We start from the raw sequence: 16137 nt of genomic DNA, 5'->3' as shown, positions 1-16137 counted from the left end.
CCCCTGAACTCCCTGAACTCCCGGCACTCCGGGCGCCCGTCGGCGCCCCTCGCATCGGAAGGTGACAGTAGGCCATGGCTGAAGGCGATCCGCTCTCCACACACATATTCGGCGTCCAACTCGGCGGCTACAACGTCGAGTCCGTCAAGGAGATCAGCAACCTGACGGTCGAACAGGACGTCGTCGAGTACAAGCAGGTGACGCAGGAGGGCAAGCTGATCGTCCGCAAGCAGCCCGGCGCCCGGCTGCCCGGCGAGGTGACCATCACCCGCGGCCTGGACAAGAGCGGCGCGTTCACGGACTGGATCAAGGAGACCCTCAACAACGGGGCGATCAACACCGCGCGGCAGAACCTCACCATCGAGGTCAAGGACACCACCGGTGCCACCCTGCGGCGGATCCAGCTGATCAACGCGTGGGCGAGCCGTTGGGAGGGCCCGACGCTCAGCGCCGGCGAGTCCAGCCCCGCGACCGAGACCGTGACCATCGTGTTCGAGGAGATCAGCGTCGAATGAGGCGGAAGATCGCCTTGGAGGAACTGCTGGAACAGGCTCCGGCCCCGCTCCCGCAGCACACCGCGCCGCAGCAGTCGGCCCCGGTACATCCGGGAGCGGCACAGTCGGCCCCCGCGCATCCGGGAGTGGCGCAGCCCAGGGGGCACGGGCCACGCACCGAGTTCGAGTTCGAGCTGCCGCTCGGCTACGTCGACGACGCGGGCACGGTGCACCGGCACGGCACCATGCGCCTGGCCACCGCCCGCGACGAGCTGATGCCGCAGATCGACCTGCGGGTCAAGGAGAACCCGGCCTACCTGAGCGTGGTGCTGCTCAGCCACGTGATCACCAGGCTGGGCGACATCACCGACGTGCACGCCGGGGTCGTCGAGCGGATGTACGCCACCGACGTGGCATTCCTCCAGGACCTCTACCAGCGGATCAACAGCGAAGGCCACACGCGCGCCGCGGTGACCTGCCCGCACTGCGACGGCGCCTTCGAGGTCGACCTCGCCGGTGGGCGCCTGGGGGAATCGTGACGTACGCGCCTGCTCGGCTGTACGAGGAGATCGCGTACATCGCCTACCACTTCCACTGGCAGCGGGAGGACATCCTCGACCTGACCCACCGCGAACGCGGGCAGTGGGTGCGGGAGATCGCGCGGCTCAACACCCGCATCAGCGAAGGCGGGTGAACCGGGGTGGGGCTTCGGGACTGGATCGCCCGCCGGAGGGGCGGTGAGGCCGGCGGCGGTGCTTCCGGCGCCTTCTCCGACGGTGCCTCCGGCGCTGTTCCGGGTGCGGTCTCCGACGGGTCGGGCGGTGCGTCGGGCGGCACCGCGACCGTCCGGCGGCGCCCGGCGGCGGGGGACGGGGGCTGGCGCGCGGTGGCGCCGCTGGTCCCGACCCTGGCCGGGCCGGCCCACGGCGTCAGCGACGGCCTGGCGTTCCGGTCCCGGCTGGCCTCGTGGCAGGACCCCTCGCTGTGCGGCCCGCTCGGCCACGCGGTCCTGCCCACCGCCCCGGCGGGTATCCTGCGGGCGGTGTCGGGGCCGGGCTCTCCGGCGCCCGTCCTCACAGGCGGGGATCGGCTCGTCGTGCCGGTGCCCCCGGGGGAGCCGGCGGCCGAAGCGTCGGCGGCAGAAGGGCAGTCGGGGGGACGGGGGCCGGCGCGGCCGGTCCAGCGGTCCGTCCGGCCGCGGCGGCTTCCGGTGCGGTCGGGGCCGCGTCCGGCGGGCGGGGGCGGCGATGGGCCGGTGCCCGCCGCGCCGAAGTCCGCTGGGGTGAGCGGAAGTTCGCAGAAGTCTGCTGCGCCGGCGTCGGCACCGGCTCCTGCCGAGGGGACGCCCGGGGCGGTCACCGCCCCGTCGCGCCGGAACGATCCGGTGGTCCCGGCCGGCCGCCCGGTGCGTCCGCGTTCCGTCGGCGCCCCGCTGGTCGTGGCGCGGCGCCCGAGGTCGCTGCCGATGCGCCCGGTGACGGTGATCCCGGGGACGGTGATCCCGGGAACGGTGATCCCGGGAACGGTGATCCCGGGAACGGACAGGACGTCGGATGCCGTTGCCGAGCCACCGGGACGGGGTACGGAGGTGGCGCGGCCCGCGACGGTGACGGACGACGCGGTCGCCGGTGCGCGCCGCCCGTTCGCCAGCGGTGCGGCCGTGCCCGCCCCCGGCGGGCCGGCCGGAGGGGTGGTCCAGCGTGCCGCTGTGCCCGGCCCTGCCGCACCGGCCCGTCCGGTACTCGGTGCGCCGTTGACCGCGCTGCCCGCGAGTGCCACACCCGTGGCCACCGGCGGCCCGCGAGCCCCTGACGCTGCTCCGGGTGTCCCCGCCATGCCCGTCGTCCCCGCCGACGCGAGGTCCACCGGCTCGGAGACAGGTGGGTCCGCTGACGTCAGGCCGTCCGGAGGCGGAGGCCGGGACGGCACCGCCCCCGCACCGTCCGGGGCCGAGCGTGGGTCCGTCGGCGGCACGCCGGTTCAGCGCACGCGGACGGGAAACGGTGCGTCCGCGCCGGCCCCCGACCGTGCCGAGCCGATCCAGCCCGGCCCGACTCCTGCCCAGCGCCCGCGTCCGGCTGCCGCGACCGGCGCCTTGACACCGCCTCGGCCCGAACCTGGTTCCGCCGCCGGCACACCCGTCCAGCGCGCACCGTCCGGAACCGGCGCGTCCGCGCCGAGCCCCGACCGTGCCGAGTCGACTCCGGCTCATCGTCCGCGCCCAGGTGCCGCGCCCGGTGCCGTGGCACTGCCTCGGTCCGAGCGTGGTTCGGCCGCCGGCGCGCCGGTCCGGCGCACTCCGTCCGCGACGAGCGCGCCCACACCGGCTCCCGACCGCACCGCGCCCGTCGTCCAGCCCGAACCGGCCCCGGCCCGTACCCGTGGGGGCCTGGGCGCGCCGCTCGACGCCCTGCCACCGACGGCAGCCGTGCCGGGCGCAGCCGCTCCGCTGCTCGGCGGGCACCGCCCGGTCCAGCGGATCACGGCCCCGGTGGCGAGCGACGCGGCCCCGGCCGTCGTCGCACCGGCGGCCGGCGAAGGGCTGCCCGTGCAGCGCGCCACCCGGAGCTCCGGCGACGGCCGACCGGTCGGTCCGGCGACCCTGGCCGCCGGTGGCCGGGGCGCACAGCCGGGTACGGAACGCGGCAGGCGCGCATCGGCGTTCCCCGGAACGGGAACGCCCGCTGCGCAGCCGGCCGGGCCCGGAGGCAGCCGCCCGGTGGTTCCCGTGACGGTTCCCGCGCGCCCGGCCCCTGGTGGCCTTGGCGTGCGGCGAGCCGTACAACTCACCGGCCAGAGACGCGGGTTGATCGGCGAGCGCCGTTTGTCAGCCGTCCTCGCCACCCCGCCGGTACCGTTCACGACCACCGCCACCGCTTCCACCGGTGCCGTCCCGACGCCGGCGCCACCCGTGGTCCGGGCCGTCTGGCCCCACGCGCTCGCGTCCCGTACGGACGGCCGACCGGCGGGCGAGCCGACTGCCACCGCAGCCGCAGTCGCGGCCGTCCCGCAGCGCTCGCGTCCACGTGCGCATTCCGGGCGCTCGCCGGGCGCCGGAGGCAGCGGCACCGCGACCAGGGAGCCCGCCTCGCAGGGGAGTCCGGCGCAGCCCCGCACCCCGTCGGCGGCCACCCGGCCGGGCGGCGCAGCCGGTGCGGAGGCGTCGCGCGGGCTCATGGCCGCGGTGCAACGTTCCCTCTCCCGGCGTCCGGCAGCTCCGTCGGCTCCGGCAGCTCCGTCGGCTCCGTCTGCTTCGTCGGCTCCGGCAGGTCCGGCGGCGCCCACCGCCACCCCGACCGCGGCGGCCCCCGCGGACCCGCCGCACGCCCCGCCCGGCCGAACCCCTGCGGCAGTCCCGACCATGAGCGCTCCCGCGACGCCATGGGCAGGACAGCCCAGTGCCACGAGCGCGGACCACCCCGCCCCTCAGGCTGGCGCCGCCACCCCGCCGTCCGCACGGGTGAGCACCCCGCGCCCGCCGGTCGTCCGGCTCAGGCCCGTGACGACTCCGTCGATCCAGCGCCTTCCGACCCCCTTGCGCTTTCCGCAGCCGGCCCCGGCGCAGCCGCCCGCCGTCGCGGGCACGAACCCGGCACCAGGCCCGTACACCGCCACCGCGGCCGCGCCCGTCGTCTCCCGCGCCCTGCTGCCGCCCGGCCACGCCACGAGCACCGCCGCCGTACGGCCCGCCCCGTCCGCGCCGCCGGTACCGACCGCGTCGCACCCACCCGGCACCGCGCGGCTGTTGCAGCGGGTGGCCGAGCAGGCGGGCCTGACCGGGGTGCCGCTGACCGCCGTGCCGGCGCGCACACCCACCACGGTGCAGCTCGCCCCGTCGTCCCAGCCCGCCCCGGCGCCCGCGAGGGCCCCCGGCGGAACCCCCGGCGCGCCGGCCACGCATCCCGCCGCCGACCCCTCCGACCTGGACGAACTGGCCCGGCGCCTGGTCGAACCCGTCGGCCGGCTGCTGCGCACCGAACTGCGCAGGGGCAGGGAGCGCGGCGGCAGACCGTACGACATGCGCCGCTGAGCCGCGCGCAGCGCAGATCGGAACACAGACCAGGCGGAAGGCCGACAGGAGGCCGCAGCGAAGTGACCGGAAGCAGGGAGCGGAACCGATGACCGACACCATCTTCGCGTCCAGTGTGTTCTTCAGCCTGACCATCGGCGGCAACGACCTGGGCGAGTTCACCACCTGCTCCGGACTCGGCGCCCAGGTCGAGATCGAGCAGTACGCGGAGGGCGGCAACAACGGGTTCGCCTGGCAGCTGCCGGGCCGCATCACCTGGTCGAACATCACGCTGACCCGCGCGGTCACCGCCGACACCACCAAGATCGCCCGCTGGCTGTCCGAGATCGTCCGGAAGGTCGAGCCGAAGGACGGCGAGATCGTGGCGCTGCGGCCGGACCTGAGCCGGATCGTCGGCTGGCAGGTGCTCGGGATCGTCCCGGTGCGCTGGGAGGGGCCGTCCTTCGACCCCGCCAACTCCCTGGCCGCGATGGAGACCCTGGAGATCGCCCACGCGGGCCTGCGCCCCTCCTGACCTCCACCCGCCCCCGCAGCGAGTCCCCGCAGCGAGCCCCCTCGACCCACGGAAGGAGCACCAGGATGTCCCCAGCGGTCCCCGCGAGCGTCACCCGGGCCCAACTGACCATCATGGAGCCCCCATCCACGGTCGGCGCCCAGCCCGGCGGCGTGCTCGCGCGGCTCAGGCTCCAGTTCAACCCGGCGACGCTGGTGCTGCGCAAGACCACCGAGTGGCGGCGCACCCCGTCCCGGATGGCGGGCGAGTCCGCGTTGCCCGAGTTCGTCGGCAGCGGTCCGCGCTCGCTCTCCCTCGACGTGTTCCTGGACTCCACCGCGACCCACGACAACTCGGTGGAGCGCGCGGTGGAGCAGCTGATGACGGCGTGCGTGCCCACCCCGGCCAGCCTGGCGCGCAAGACGCCGGCCAGCCCGTGGATCCGGCTGGACTGGGGCACCCTGAAGACCACGTCGTTCAACGGGGTGCTGACCGGCCTCTCGGTCACCTACTCGCTGTTCGACGTCGACGGGAAGCCGCTGCGGGCGGTCTGCTCGCTCAGCATCGACGAGGCGAGCGTCGACCCGGCCGGCCAGAACCCGACCTCGGGCTCGCCGGAGGCCCGCAGCACCCACCGGGTGATCGCCGGCGACAGCCTGCCGCTGCTCGCCTGGCGCGCGTACGGCGACGCCACCGCCTGGCGCACCATCGCGGAGGCCAACGACATCGACGATCCGCTGACGCTGGTCCCCGGCGTGGACCTGATCGTGCCGGGGATCGAGGAACTCACCCGGACCGGGCAGCCCCAGGGCGGTCGGCCGTGACCACACCCGAGGCCCGGGGCGGCCGGTCCTTCGCCGCGGATCCCGTCGTCGAGGCGCCGGGCCCGCTGCCGCCGGTCTGGGCCGCCCAGCTGGTCTCCTGCGACATCGAGGAGAGCGTCGGCCTGCCCGACACGGCGGTGCTGAGCTTCCGGGACGCGAACCACACCTTCCTCTCCGCCACCGGGATCACCATCGGCACCCCGCTGCGGATCTCCGTGGTCACCGTGCAGGGGAACACCCGGGCGCGGCTGTTCACCGGTGAGGTGACCGCGCTGGAGCTGGAGGTGGACACCACCGGCTCGTACACCGTGGTGCGGGCCGCGGCGGTCACCCACCGGCTGATGCGCGGGCGCCGGGTGAAGGCCTTCCGGAACATGACGACCGCCGACATCGTCCGCCAGGTCGCCACCGGCGCGGGCCTGACCTGCGGGAAGGTCGACGCCTTCCCGGTCGTCCACCAGCAGCTCTCCCAGGCGAACGTGCCGGACTGGGAGTTCCTCCAGTTCCTGGCGCAGGAGAGCGGCGCCCAGGTGCGGGTCGACGACGACGGGAAGCTGGAGTTCGTCCGGCCCGATCCCGCCTCCGGCGCGCCCGCCCCCTCCACCCCCGCGCCGCAGAACCCGCTGGTGCTGGAGTACGGCCGCAACCTGCTGGAGCTGCGCGGCGTACTGACGGGGGCCGGCGGCGCGGACACGGTCGAGGCCCGCGGCTGGAACGTCACCACCAAGAGCGCCCTGGTCGCCACCGAGCCGGCCGTGACCTCCAGGACCGTGCAGCCGGGGATGAGCCCCTCGGTGGTGGCTTCCGCCTTCCCCGGCAAGGCCAAGCTGACCGTCGCCGACACCCCGTACCGCACCCAGGCGGAGACCGCCGCCGTGGCCGGGTCGCTGGCCGCCTCGGTGGCGGCCGGCTTCGGCGAGCTGGAGGTGGTCGCCGAGGGCAACCCGCGGCTGCGGGCCGGCACCGCGGTCGCCCTGGGGAACGTCGGCGCCGCCTTCTCCGGCCGCTACACCGCCACCGGGGTGCGCCACCTGCTCGAACCGTTCCGCGGCTACCGGACCACCGTCGTGGTCAGCGCGGCCCCGGACCGCTCGCTGGCCGGGCTGACCAGCGGCGGCAACGCCCCGCCGCGCGGGCCGCGGATGCCGGGCCTTGCCGTCGCGGTGGTGACCGACGTCCGGGAGCCGGGCGGCGGGCAGCGCGGCTGGGTGAAGCTGAAGTTCCCCTGGCTGGACGACACCTACGTCTCCGACTGGGTGCGCACCGTGCAGTGGGGCGGCGCCGGCGGCGGCGGCGTGGTCAGCCCCGAGGTCAACGACGAGGTGCTGGTCGGCTTCGAGCAGGGCGACCTGGACAGCCCGTACGTGCTGGGCGGGCTCTACAACGGTGTGGACCGGCCCTCCCCGCACGACGTGCCGCTGGTCGACGCGGGCTCCGGCAAGGTCAACCGCCGCTCCGTGGTGTCCCGTTCGGGCCACCGGATGGAGCTGCTGGACGTGCCGGGCGGCAGGTCCGGCGTCCACCTGGCCAGCGGGAACGGGAAGCTGGAGGTCAGCCTGGACCAGCAGCGCGGCGAGATCGTGCTGACCGTCCACGGCCTCGGCGGCTCGGCCGGCAGCACGGTGCGGCTCACCCCCTCCGGCATCACCCTGGACGCGGGCACCGGGACGGTGGACGTGCGCGGCGGATCGGTCACCGTGCGGGGCACGACGGCGGTCACCGTGGACGGCGGCGCCCAGGCGGTGCTCAAGGGGGCCCTCGTGCGGATCAACTGACGGAACGTCACATCGAGTAAGGCAGCAAGCGCGTGCCCACGACCAGCGGGGCACCCACGGAAACGGAGACCGCAGATGCCCCCCGCAGCCCGGACCGGCGACCCGACCGACCACGGCGGTGCCCTCACCACCCCGCCGCCGGGCGCCGCCCTCAAGGTGGCGACCGTGCTGATCGGCGGCCGGCCCGCCGCCGTGGTCGGCACCGTCCACGCCTGCGTCGTCCCCCCGCACCTGGCGCTCGGCCCCGGCAACCTCGTGATGCCCTCGCCGGGCGCGGTCACCGGGGGAGTGGTGCTGATCGGCGGCCTGCCCGCCGCCCGGATGGGCGACAAGACGACCTGCGGCGCCACCATCGTCGCCGGCGCGTTCAACGTCCTGATCGGGGGCGCGGCATGACCGGCAGCTTCATCGGCCGCGGCTGGGCCTTCCCGCTCCGGGTGAACGCCACCGGCGGCATCGGCATGGTGGAGCGCGACCGCGAACTCGCCGAGGCGATCCGGCTGATCCTCGGCACCGCCCCCGGCGAGCGGCCGATGCGCCCCGAGTTCGGCTGCGGCATCCACGAGTACGTCTTCGCCCCGGGGGACAGCACCACCGCCGGGCGGATCGCCCGCGAGGTGCGCATCGCGCTGGAGCGCTGGGAGCCCAGGATCGAGGTCGACGACGTGGTGATCGCCTTCGACAGCGTCGAGGAGGGCACGCTCTACATCGACGTCCACTACACCGTGCGGGCCACCAACGACCGCCGCAACCTGGTCTTCCCCTTCTACACCATCCCCGAGCACCCGGCCGCGGACGCCCTCGCCACGACGGCCGGGGGAGCGAGCTGATGGCCCTGCCCTCCCCGAACCTGGACGACCGCCGCTTCCAGCAGCTCGTCGACGAGGCGAAACGGTACGTCCAGCAGCGCGCCCCCGAGTGGACCGACCACAACGTCTCCGACCCTGGCGTCACCCTGATCGAGACCTTCGCCTACCTGGTCGACCAGCTGCTCTACCGGCTGAACCGGGTGCCGGAGAAGAACTACGCCGCCTTCCTCGACCTGCTCGGCATCCGGCTCTTCCCGCCCGCCGCGGCCCGGGCCGAGGTCGACTTCTGGCTCTCCGCCCCGCAGCCGGAAACGGTTCTGCTGCGGGCCGGGACCGAGGTCTCCACGCTGCGCACCGAGACCGACGAGGCGGTGGTCTTCTCCACCGCCGAGGACCTCCCGGTCGTCCCCAGCTCGCTGGAGCGGCTGGTCACCGTCTCCGCCTCCGGCGAGCAGTCCGACGTCACGGCCCGGCTGGCCGACGGTACGGACGTGCCCTGCTTCCAGCACCGCCCGGTGGCCGGGGACGCCATGCTCCTCGCCCTGCCGGCCGTGGTGCCGCGCTGCATCCTGGTCGTCCGGCTGGACAGCCGGGTGGAGGGCGTCGGCGTCGACCCGCGCCAGCCGCCGCTGGCCTGGGAGGTGTGGGACGGCGCGCGCTGGATCCCGTGCGAGACCGGCGAGGACACCACCGGCGGCCTCAACCGGCCCGGCGAGGTGGTGGTGTTCGTGCCCGCCGGGCACACCGCCTCGGTGGTCGCCGGCCGCCGGGCCGGCTGGCTGCGCTGCCGGGTCACCGAGCCGCAGCCGGGCCAGCCGTTCTACTCCGAGTCCCCGACCATCCGCCGGGCCGAGGTGTTCACCGTCGGCGGCACCGCGACCGCCGTCCACGCGCAGACCGTCACCGGCGCGCCGCTCGGCTCCTCCGAGGGCGTCGCCGGCCAGCGCTTCCGGCTCGCCCGCCCGCCGGTGCTGCTCGACGGCGAGCCCCCGGTGGTCGAGGTCGCGGCCGGCGAGGGCTGGGAACGGTGGACGGTCGTCGAGCACTTCGGCGAGTCCTCGCCCGCCGACCGGCACGTGGTGCTGGACGCGACCACCGGAGAGTTCCTCTTCCCGCCCGCGGTCCGCGAACCCGACGGCAGCCTGCGCGCCTTCGGCGCCGTACCGCCCAAGGGGGCGCAGCTGCGCGTCCCGCACTACCGCACCGGCGGCGGGATCGCGGGCAACGTCGCCAGGAACACCGTCACGGTGCTGCGCAGCTCCGTCCCGTACATCGCCCGGGTGGACAACCGGGAGGCGGCCAGGGGCGGGGTCGACGGCGAGACCGTCGAGAACGCCAAGGCGCGCGCCCCGCACCAGCTGCGCCTCCAGGAACGCGCCGTCACCGCGGGGGACTTCGAGCTGATCGCCCGGCAGGCGGCGCCGTCCGCCGCCCGGGTCAGCTGTGTCCCGGCCGGCGGCGCGGAGGCGGGGGCGGTACGGGTGCTGGTGGTCCCGGACGCCGTCGCGGACGAGGGCGACCGGCTGCGGTTCGAGCAGCTGATCCCCGACGAAAAGCTGCTGGCCGCCGTCGCCACGGCCCTCGACGAGCGGCGGCTGATCGGCACCCGGCTCGTCGTGCAGCCGCCCACCTACCAGGGCGTGACGGTGGTCGCCCGGCTCACCACCCGCTCCGCCGACCCCGACCGGGTCCGCGAGGAGGTGCTCGCCGCGCTGTACCGGTACCTCAACCCGCTGCGCGGCGGCGCCGACGGCACCGGCTGGCCGTTCGGCCGGGCGGTGCAGTACGGGGAGGTGTTCGCGGTGCTCCAGCGGGTCGCGCCCGTCGCGGGCGTCGAGGAGCTGCGGCTCTTCCCGGCGGACCCGATCACCGGGCGCCGGGGCGCGCCCGCCGAGCGGGTCGAGCTCCCGCCGGACGCGCTGGTCTTCTCGCACCAGCACCAGGTCGTGGTCACCGCGGTCGCCGAGGACGGGGCGTCATGACCCGTGCCGCCGTCCCCGGGCTGCCCAGCCCGCACCCGATCGGCGCGCTGCTGCCCGCGCTCTTCGCCGACGACGACCTCGCCCAGCGGTTCACGGCAGGCCTGGACACCGTCCTCGCCCCGGTCTTCGCGACCCTGGACAACCTGCCCGCGTACTTCCGGCCGGGCCTCGCCCCCGCCGACTTCCTCGACTGGCTGGCCTCCTGGGTCGCGGTGGAGACCGACCCGGCCTGGCCCGTGGAGGTGCGCCGCGCGGTGGTCGAGCGCGCCGTGGAACTGCACCGCTGGCGCGGCACCCGGCGCGGCCTCACCGAACGGCTGCGGCTGGTGCTCGGCGCCGGAGCCGAGATCGTGGACGGCGGTGGCGCTTCCTGGTCCACCGACCCGGACGCCGGGCTGCCGCCCGCCCCGGGCGGGGACGTGCTGGTCCGGGTCTGGCCGCTGCGCGGTCCGGCACCGGACGAGGACCAGGTGCGGTCCGTCGTCAGGGCGGGCTGTCCGGTCCATCTGACCTGCCGGGTGGAGATCCTGCCCGGCCCACCCGGGCGAACGGAGGGCTGACGGATGCCGGTGTGCCCCGAATGCGGAACGGCCAACGGGGAGGGGGACGACTTCTGCGGCAACTGCGGCGCCTACCTCGGCTGGTCGCGCGGCGCCGCGGCCGCGCCTGCGGCGGTGCCCGCGCCCGCACCCGCCGAGCCCGCGCCCGAGCCGACGGCCGCTCCGACGCCCGCACCAGAGCCCGCGCCCGCCGGAACCACGCGGCGGAACGGGTCGTGGCGCACGGCACGCGCCAAGGCAGAGCCGAAGGGGGAACCCAAGGAGGAACCCAGGCCGGAACCCCGGCCGGAGCCCAGGGCCGAGGAGCCACCCGTCCCCGCCACCACCGCCGAGCCGACGCCCCCGCCCGCCGCCGAACCCCCGAGCCCGGGCACCGCCCCTGTCCGCCCGGCCCCCGCCCAGCCCCCGGCCCCCGCCACCGAACCGCGGGCCGACCCGGTGGCCGACCCGGTGGCCGTCCAGCCCGCCAAGCCCGTCGCACCCCGTCCCGTCGTCCGCGCGGCCGAGGCCACCGAGACCCAGGACGGCCCGCCCTGCCCCCGCTGCGGCACGCCCAACCTGCCCGAGCGGAAGTTCTGCCGCCGCTGCGCCGCACCGCTGACCACCGCCGCCGCCGCGCCCGAACTGCCCTGGTGGCGCACCCGTTGGCCGTTCCGGCGCCGGGTGCGGATCGGCGGCTCGGGCAACGCGCTGCGCCGCACCATCGCCCTGCTCGTGCTGATCGCGCTGGTCGTCGCCGGGGTCCTGCTGTACCCGGCCGGTCAGCGGGGCTTCCAGGACGTGCTGGACAAGCTCCGCGGCACCGCGCCGGTCACCCCGGCCGCCACCTCGGCGAGCGCCGCGGCCGAGGGCCATCCGGCCGCCGCGGCCGACGACGGCCTGAGCAACACCTACTGGGGGGCGCCCGCGACCGGGGACTCCGTCACCTTCTCCTTCCGCACCCCGTTCCGGCTGGTGGACCTGATCATCCACACCGGCGGCTCCGCGGACCCGCAGCAGTTCCGGCAGCAGGCCCGCCCGACCGTCCTCACCCTGGAGGTCACCGAGAAGGGCGGCGAGGTCCACACCCAACAGGTCTCGCTCAACGACCAGCCGGGCCCGCAGACCGTGCCGACCGGGATCAGCGACGTGACCCAGGTGAGGCTCACCGTCCGCGAGGCCGCCGGAACCGGCCCCGACCGCGCCATCGCCCTCGCGGAGGTGGAGTTCTTCAAGCGCACCTGAGCCGGCTGCCGGGCGCGTCCCACGCACCCGGCGGCCGTCCCGGGCCCGTGCCCCTCACACCAGCAGGAGACCCCCGCACCGCTGGGCGCCGTCCTTCATCGCGATCAGGTTCGCCACGACGTAGGAGATGTTGTTCCGCGAGTGCCATTCGGTGGGGAAGTACGTGACCAGCCGCGAACTCTGGAACCGGGCCCGGATCTCCGGGACGAAGGCCCGGTACTGGTCGTCCGTGTAGTACCAGAAGGAGTTCTCGTTGTAGAAGGCGACGTGGGTCGGGTCCTGGTACGCCCCCCGGCCGTCCGAACTGGGCGTCATGGTGAGGAGCATCCCGCCCGGGGCCAGCAGCCGGTACAGCTCGTTGATCAGCGCGATCTTCTCGGGCACGTGCTCCAGGAAGTCCACCGCCCGCAGCACGCCGACCGAGTCGTCCGGGAGGTCCAGGCGCCCCGGCAGGGTCGCGACGAGGTCGACGCCCTCCCCGGGGTACTGGTCCACCCCCAGGTAGCCGGGCGGCTTGCGGTGCGCCGCGCCGAGGTCCAGGGCCAGCAGCCCGCGGCGCTTCGTCCAGGCCAGCGCGTTGGCCTCGATGTACTTGTCGTACAGCGCGACGGTCTCGCGCTGGATGTGGGCGTTCACCTCCGTGTCCCGCTGGGTGTTCCCCGGGTGCATCCGCTGGAGGTACAGGCAGCGCGGGATGTGGTGGAAGTCCCCGGCCTGGAACAGGCGGCACATCAGGTCCTGGTCGTCCAGCACGGTGCGCGTGGCGTCGTACCCGCCGACCTGCTCGTAGGCCAGCCTGCGGAACGCCCGCACGTGGTTGGGCGCGTACCAGATGTACGAGACGTTGTGCGGGGTCGGCGCCATGGCGAGCACCTGCAACAGCCGGCGGCCGTCGACCTCCGTCTCCTCGTACCGCCAGCCGTGCTCCTCGTTGAAGCGCGAGTCGTCCCGGCCGCCGTCCTCGGTGATCTGGGCGGTGTGGCTGTATACGAACACCACGTCGGGGTGGTCGTCGAAGGCCGTCGCCAGCTCCGCCAGGCAGTCGCCGGCCAGCAGGTCGTCGTGGTCGAGCTCCACGAGGATCTCGCCCTTCGCCAGCTCGCAGGCCCGGCGCTTCGCCGCCCCGACGCCCCGGATCCCGTCGTTGACCTCCACCCTGATGCGGTCGTCCGGATGCTCGGGCCGCCATCGCGCGCCGTTGTTGAGCACCACGATCCACTCCCAGTCCGAGCGGCTCTGCGCCTTGAGCGTGGCGAGGCACTCGTCGAGGAAGCGGGGCTGGTGGCTCGGGGTGAAGACGGAGAACTTCGGTGTGGCGAGCGGGGTCATCGGTTGGCACCTGTCTGAGGGGCTGTCGGTTCTGAGGTCGGATCCGTGCTCACGGAGTCCCGGAACTCCTCCGGGACGAGGGGCCGTAGCGACGGGTCGGTCCGGACGGCGGTCCGGAAGGACTCCTCGGCCTCACCACGGCGGCCCTGCTTCGCCAGGTCGTAGCCGAGGTTCAGATGCGCGGTGGCGGCCTTCGGGTCCGCGGCGACGATCCTCCGCAGGATCGAGACGGCCTGGTCGGTGTCGTCCGGCCCGAGCAGGACCGCCTTGTTGAAGAGCGCCGGCTGATACCCGGGATCGGTCCTCAGCGCGCTGTCGTAGGCGGTGAGGGCATCGGCGGAGCGGTTGTTCTGCTGGGCGACGACACCGAGGTTGTACCAGGCCAGCTTGTTGCCGGGATCCAGCGTCAGGACCTGGCGGAAGATGCTCTCCGCCAGGTCGTGGTTCCTCAACTCGCCCTGCTTGATCCCTTCCTGGAGCAGCACCTCGCCGGGCGGGACGGCGGCGGGAGCGGACCTCGCCGCCCCTGGACCCGCCGCCCCTGGACCCGCCGCCCCCGGACCCGGCGGGGCCGTGCCCGTGGCGCCGCCTGTGGCCAGGTGGAGCCAGCCCGCCACCGCCGCGGCGGCCACCGTGACGGCGAGGCCCTTCCACAACCATCTTCGTTTCACAGGATTCCCACCTTGCCGTTCCTATGGGGCAGCTCACCCGGCCCGCGGGAAGCGGAGCCGAGTGAGCTGGAGGGTGTTCCGCGGGCGGAGGCGCGGGCACCACCGGATTCCCGATGGGTGCCTAAGGCGCGCACACCGCGTACGCGGTGACCTGGGCGAGCGGTGCCACCAGGCTGTTGACCTGCCATCCGGTGGCCGGCGACGTGGCCGAACCTCCGACCGGTTCGCTGGCGGTGACGTTCACGGCGAGCCCCTGGAAGCCACCGCCGACCGCGTGCGTCCCGGTGGGGCAGACCGCCGTGGCGGTACCGGTGCCGGTGGCCGTGATGACCACGCTCTGCGCTCCGGAGGCCGGCCCCTGGGTGCCCTGGAAGCCCTGCGCTCCCTGGGTGCCCTGCGACCCCTGGCTGCCGGTCGCGCCTTGGGTGCCTTGAGAGCCCTGGGCACCGGTGACACCTTGGGTTCCCTGGGTTCCTTGGGCGCCGGTGGTGCCCGGGTTGCCTTGGGTGCCCTGTGACCCCTGGGCACCGGTGGAGCCCTGGACGCCCTGTGCTCCCTGGGCGCCGGTTGCGCCTTGGGTTCCCTGGGCGCCGGTTGAACCTTGGGCGCCGGTGGAGCCCTGGACGCCTTGGGTTCCTTGGCTGCCTGTTGCGCCTTGGGCGCCGGTTGCGCCCTGTGTTCCCTGGGTTCCTTGGGCGCCGGTGGTGCCCGGGTCGCCTTGGGTGCCTTGGGTTCCTTGGGCGCCGGTGGTGCCCTGGACGCCTTGGGTTCCTTGGCTGCCTGTTGCGCCTTGGGCGCCGGTTGCGCCCTGTGTTCCCTGGGTTCCTTGGGCGCCGGTGGTGCCCGGGTCGCCTTGGGCGCCGGTTGAACCTTGGGCGCCGGTGGTGCCCTGGACGCCTTGGGTTCCTTGGCTGCCTGTTGCGCCCTGGGCGCCGGTGGCACCCTGGATTCCCTGGCTGCCTTGGGCACCGATGGTGCCCGGGTCACCCTGGAAGCCTTGCGCGCCCTGGGTGCCGGCGACGCCCTGGGTCCCCTGGACACCGGCGGCGCCTTGGCTGCCCTGCGTACCTTGGACCCCTTGGGTGCCGGTGGTGCCCTGCGAACCTTGAGCACCAGTGGCACCTTGAGCCCCGTTGGCACCTTGAGCGCCCGTGGTGCCCTGGGTTCCCTGGAAGCCCTGGGCGCCGACGGAACCTTGGTTCCCCTGGCTGCCCTGGGCCCCTTGTGCTCCGACGGGCCCCTGGCTGCCCTGGGCGCCTTGGCTGCCCTGCGGACCCTGCTGCCCGGAGGAGTGGCCGCAGCCGCAGTGGTCCTCGCAGCAGTGGTCTCCGCCGGAGCCTCGCGTGGCTATGCGGTGGACGAGGTCGGAGGTCACGGCGCCGTTCGGGCCCGGCACGTTCGCATGGTCCGTGCTGACGGATCGTGTGATCGCGTCGGCCAGCGCTGCCGTGGTCGATGCCAGATTGACGGTCGCGGCGAGGGCGGCGGCTGTCGACAGCATGGCGATGGATCTGACACGGGATCTTCGGAGGGATTTCTTGTTCATGGACGGGAACTTCCTGAGAGGCGATGCACGGACACCGTCGTGCGGGCTGGACCTGCGGGTATGCGCAGGTGCGCCGCGACGGTCATCGGGTGGCATCAGTATGTTTCGGGCGTCGCCCGCACCTCGGGTGCGTTCCATCCGTTGCCCGCCGAATGTCACCCACCCGGGTTCGACGCGCCGGAACACCCGGATCCGAGTGCCCGTCACCTCGGGGCAGCCGGTGACAGTCGGGCGGGGTCTGGCGCCCGCTCACGGCGACGGGCATGAACCGGTGGTGGGGGGGGGGCGCGCCCCGCCCCCCCCCCCCGGGGGGGCCCCCCCGCCCCCCCCGGGGCCCCCCCCGGGGGGGCCCCCCCGGGGCCGCGGCGCCCCCGACGCCCGTGTTGCGGGTGTGGTAGGG

15 protein-coding genes are annotated in these 16137 nt (G+C 74.8%); 12 read left to right on the top strand and 3 right to left on the bottom strand.

Annotated features, from left to right (window positions below):
- The first annotated feature begins 74 nt into the window (after positions 1 to 74).
- The 12 genes from ACIQOW_RS10445 to ACIQOW_RS10390 all read left to right on the top strand — a co-directional run bounded on the left by ACIQOW_RS10445 (position 75) and on the right by ACIQOW_RS10390 (position 12191).
- Positions 75 to 515 carry a phage tail protein gene (locus ACIQOW_RS10445; RefSeq protein ID WP_401082313.1) on the top strand — a complete coding sequence of 147 codons (441 nt, stop codon included), beginning with the start codon at positions 75 to 77 and terminating at the stop codon, positions 513 to 515.
- On the top strand, positions 512 to 1033 hold the full coding sequence (locus tag ACIQOW_RS10440) for a hypothetical protein (RefSeq protein ID WP_401082310.1): 522 nt from the start codon (positions 512 to 514) through the stop codon (positions 1031 to 1033). The genes ACIQOW_RS10445 and ACIQOW_RS10440 overlap by 4 nt, the downstream gene beginning before the upstream one ends.
- Entirely contained in the window at positions 1030 to 1188 is a 159-nt protein-coding gene (locus ACIQOW_RS10435; protein ID WP_181970396.1) for a DUF6760 family protein, read from the top strand. Before ACIQOW_RS10440 ends, ACIQOW_RS10435 begins: the two co-directional genes overlap by 4 nt.
- A 2805-nt stretch (positions 1189 to 3993) precedes the next feature.
- On the top strand, positions 3994 to 4524 hold the full coding sequence (locus ACIQOW_RS10430; RefSeq protein ID WP_401082306.1) for a hypothetical protein: 531 nt from the start codon (positions 3994 to 3996) through the stop codon (positions 4522 to 4524).
- An 88-nt stretch (positions 4525 to 4612) separates the two neighbouring features.
- Positions 4613 to 5038, top strand: a complete 426-nt coding sequence (locus tag ACIQOW_RS10425) for a phage tail protein (RefSeq protein WP_188294797.1) — start codon at positions 4613 to 4615, stop codon at positions 5036 to 5038.
- 65 nt (positions 5039 to 5103) lie between these two features.
- A complete protein-coding gene (locus ACIQOW_RS10420; protein WP_188294798.1) occupies positions 5104 to 5841 on the top strand; it encodes a LysM peptidoglycan-binding domain-containing protein in 738 nt (245 codons plus the stop codon).
- Positions 5838 to 7616, top strand: a complete 1779-nt coding sequence (locus ACIQOW_RS10415) for a VgrG-related protein (protein ID WP_401082301.1) — start codon at positions 5838 to 5840, stop codon at positions 7614 to 7616. The genes ACIQOW_RS10420 and ACIQOW_RS10415 overlap by 4 nt, the downstream gene beginning before the upstream one ends.
- A 75-nt stretch (positions 7617 to 7691) precedes the next feature.
- A complete protein-coding gene (locus ACIQOW_RS10410; protein ID WP_188294800.1) occupies positions 7692 to 8012 on the top strand; it encodes a PAAR domain-containing protein in 321 nt (106 codons plus the stop codon).
- Complete coding sequence (locus ACIQOW_RS10405) at positions 8009 to 8446, top strand: GPW/gp25 family protein (RefSeq protein WP_401082297.1); 438 nt, start codon at positions 8009 to 8011, stop codon at positions 8444 to 8446. The genes ACIQOW_RS10410 and ACIQOW_RS10405 overlap by 4 nt, the downstream gene beginning before the upstream one ends.
- Positions 8446 to 10407: a putative baseplate assembly protein gene (locus ACIQOW_RS10400; RefSeq protein WP_401082294.1), complete on the top strand. Its 1962-nt coding sequence runs from the start codon at positions 8446 to 8448 to the stop codon at positions 10405 to 10407. Before ACIQOW_RS10405 ends, ACIQOW_RS10400 begins: the two co-directional genes overlap by 1 nt.
- Positions 10404 to 10967 carry a phage tail protein gene (locus tag ACIQOW_RS10395; protein ID WP_401082291.1) on the top strand — a complete coding sequence of 188 codons (564 nt, stop codon included), beginning with the start codon at positions 10404 to 10406 and terminating at the stop codon, positions 10965 to 10967. The genes ACIQOW_RS10400 and ACIQOW_RS10395 overlap by 4 nt, the downstream gene beginning before the upstream one ends.
- 3 nt (positions 10968 to 10970) lie before the next feature.
- Complete coding sequence (locus ACIQOW_RS10390) at positions 10971 to 12191, top strand: zinc ribbon domain-containing protein (protein WP_401082288.1); 1221 nt, start codon at positions 10971 to 10973, stop codon at positions 12189 to 12191.
- 54 nt (positions 12192 to 12245) lie between these two features.
- Here the strand turns inward: ACIQOW_RS10390 and ACIQOW_RS10385 are convergent, their stop codons facing one another.
- From ACIQOW_RS10385 to ACIQOW_RS10375, 3 genes are all read right to left on the bottom strand, one after another.
- Positions 12246 to 13520: a glycosyltransferase gene (locus ACIQOW_RS10385; protein ID WP_401082285.1), complete on the bottom strand. Its 1275-nt coding sequence runs from the start codon at positions 13518 to 13520 to the stop codon at positions 12246 to 12248.
- Positions 13517 to 14191, bottom strand: coding sequence for a tetratricopeptide repeat protein (locus ACIQOW_RS10380; protein WP_401082282.1), 675 nt, complete (start codon positions 14189 to 14191; stop codon positions 13517 to 13519). The genes ACIQOW_RS10385 and ACIQOW_RS10380 overlap by 4 nt, the downstream gene beginning before the upstream one ends.
- A gap of 121 nt (positions 14192 to 14312) precedes the next feature.
- Positions 14313 to 15737, bottom strand: a complete 1425-nt coding sequence (locus ACIQOW_RS10375) for a collagen-like protein (protein WP_401082279.1) — start codon at positions 15735 to 15737, stop codon at positions 14313 to 14315.
- Between the last annotated feature and the right edge of the window lie 400 nt (positions 15738 to 16137).

It is taken from the genome of Kitasatospora sp. NPDC091335 (genome assembly GCF_044757205.1).
GTDB lineage: Bacteria > Actinomycetota > Actinomycetes > Streptomycetales > Streptomycetaceae > Kitasatospora.
The sequence above is the reverse complement of the archived record's forward strand: the minus strand, read 5'-3'. Positions and strand labels throughout refer to the sequence as shown.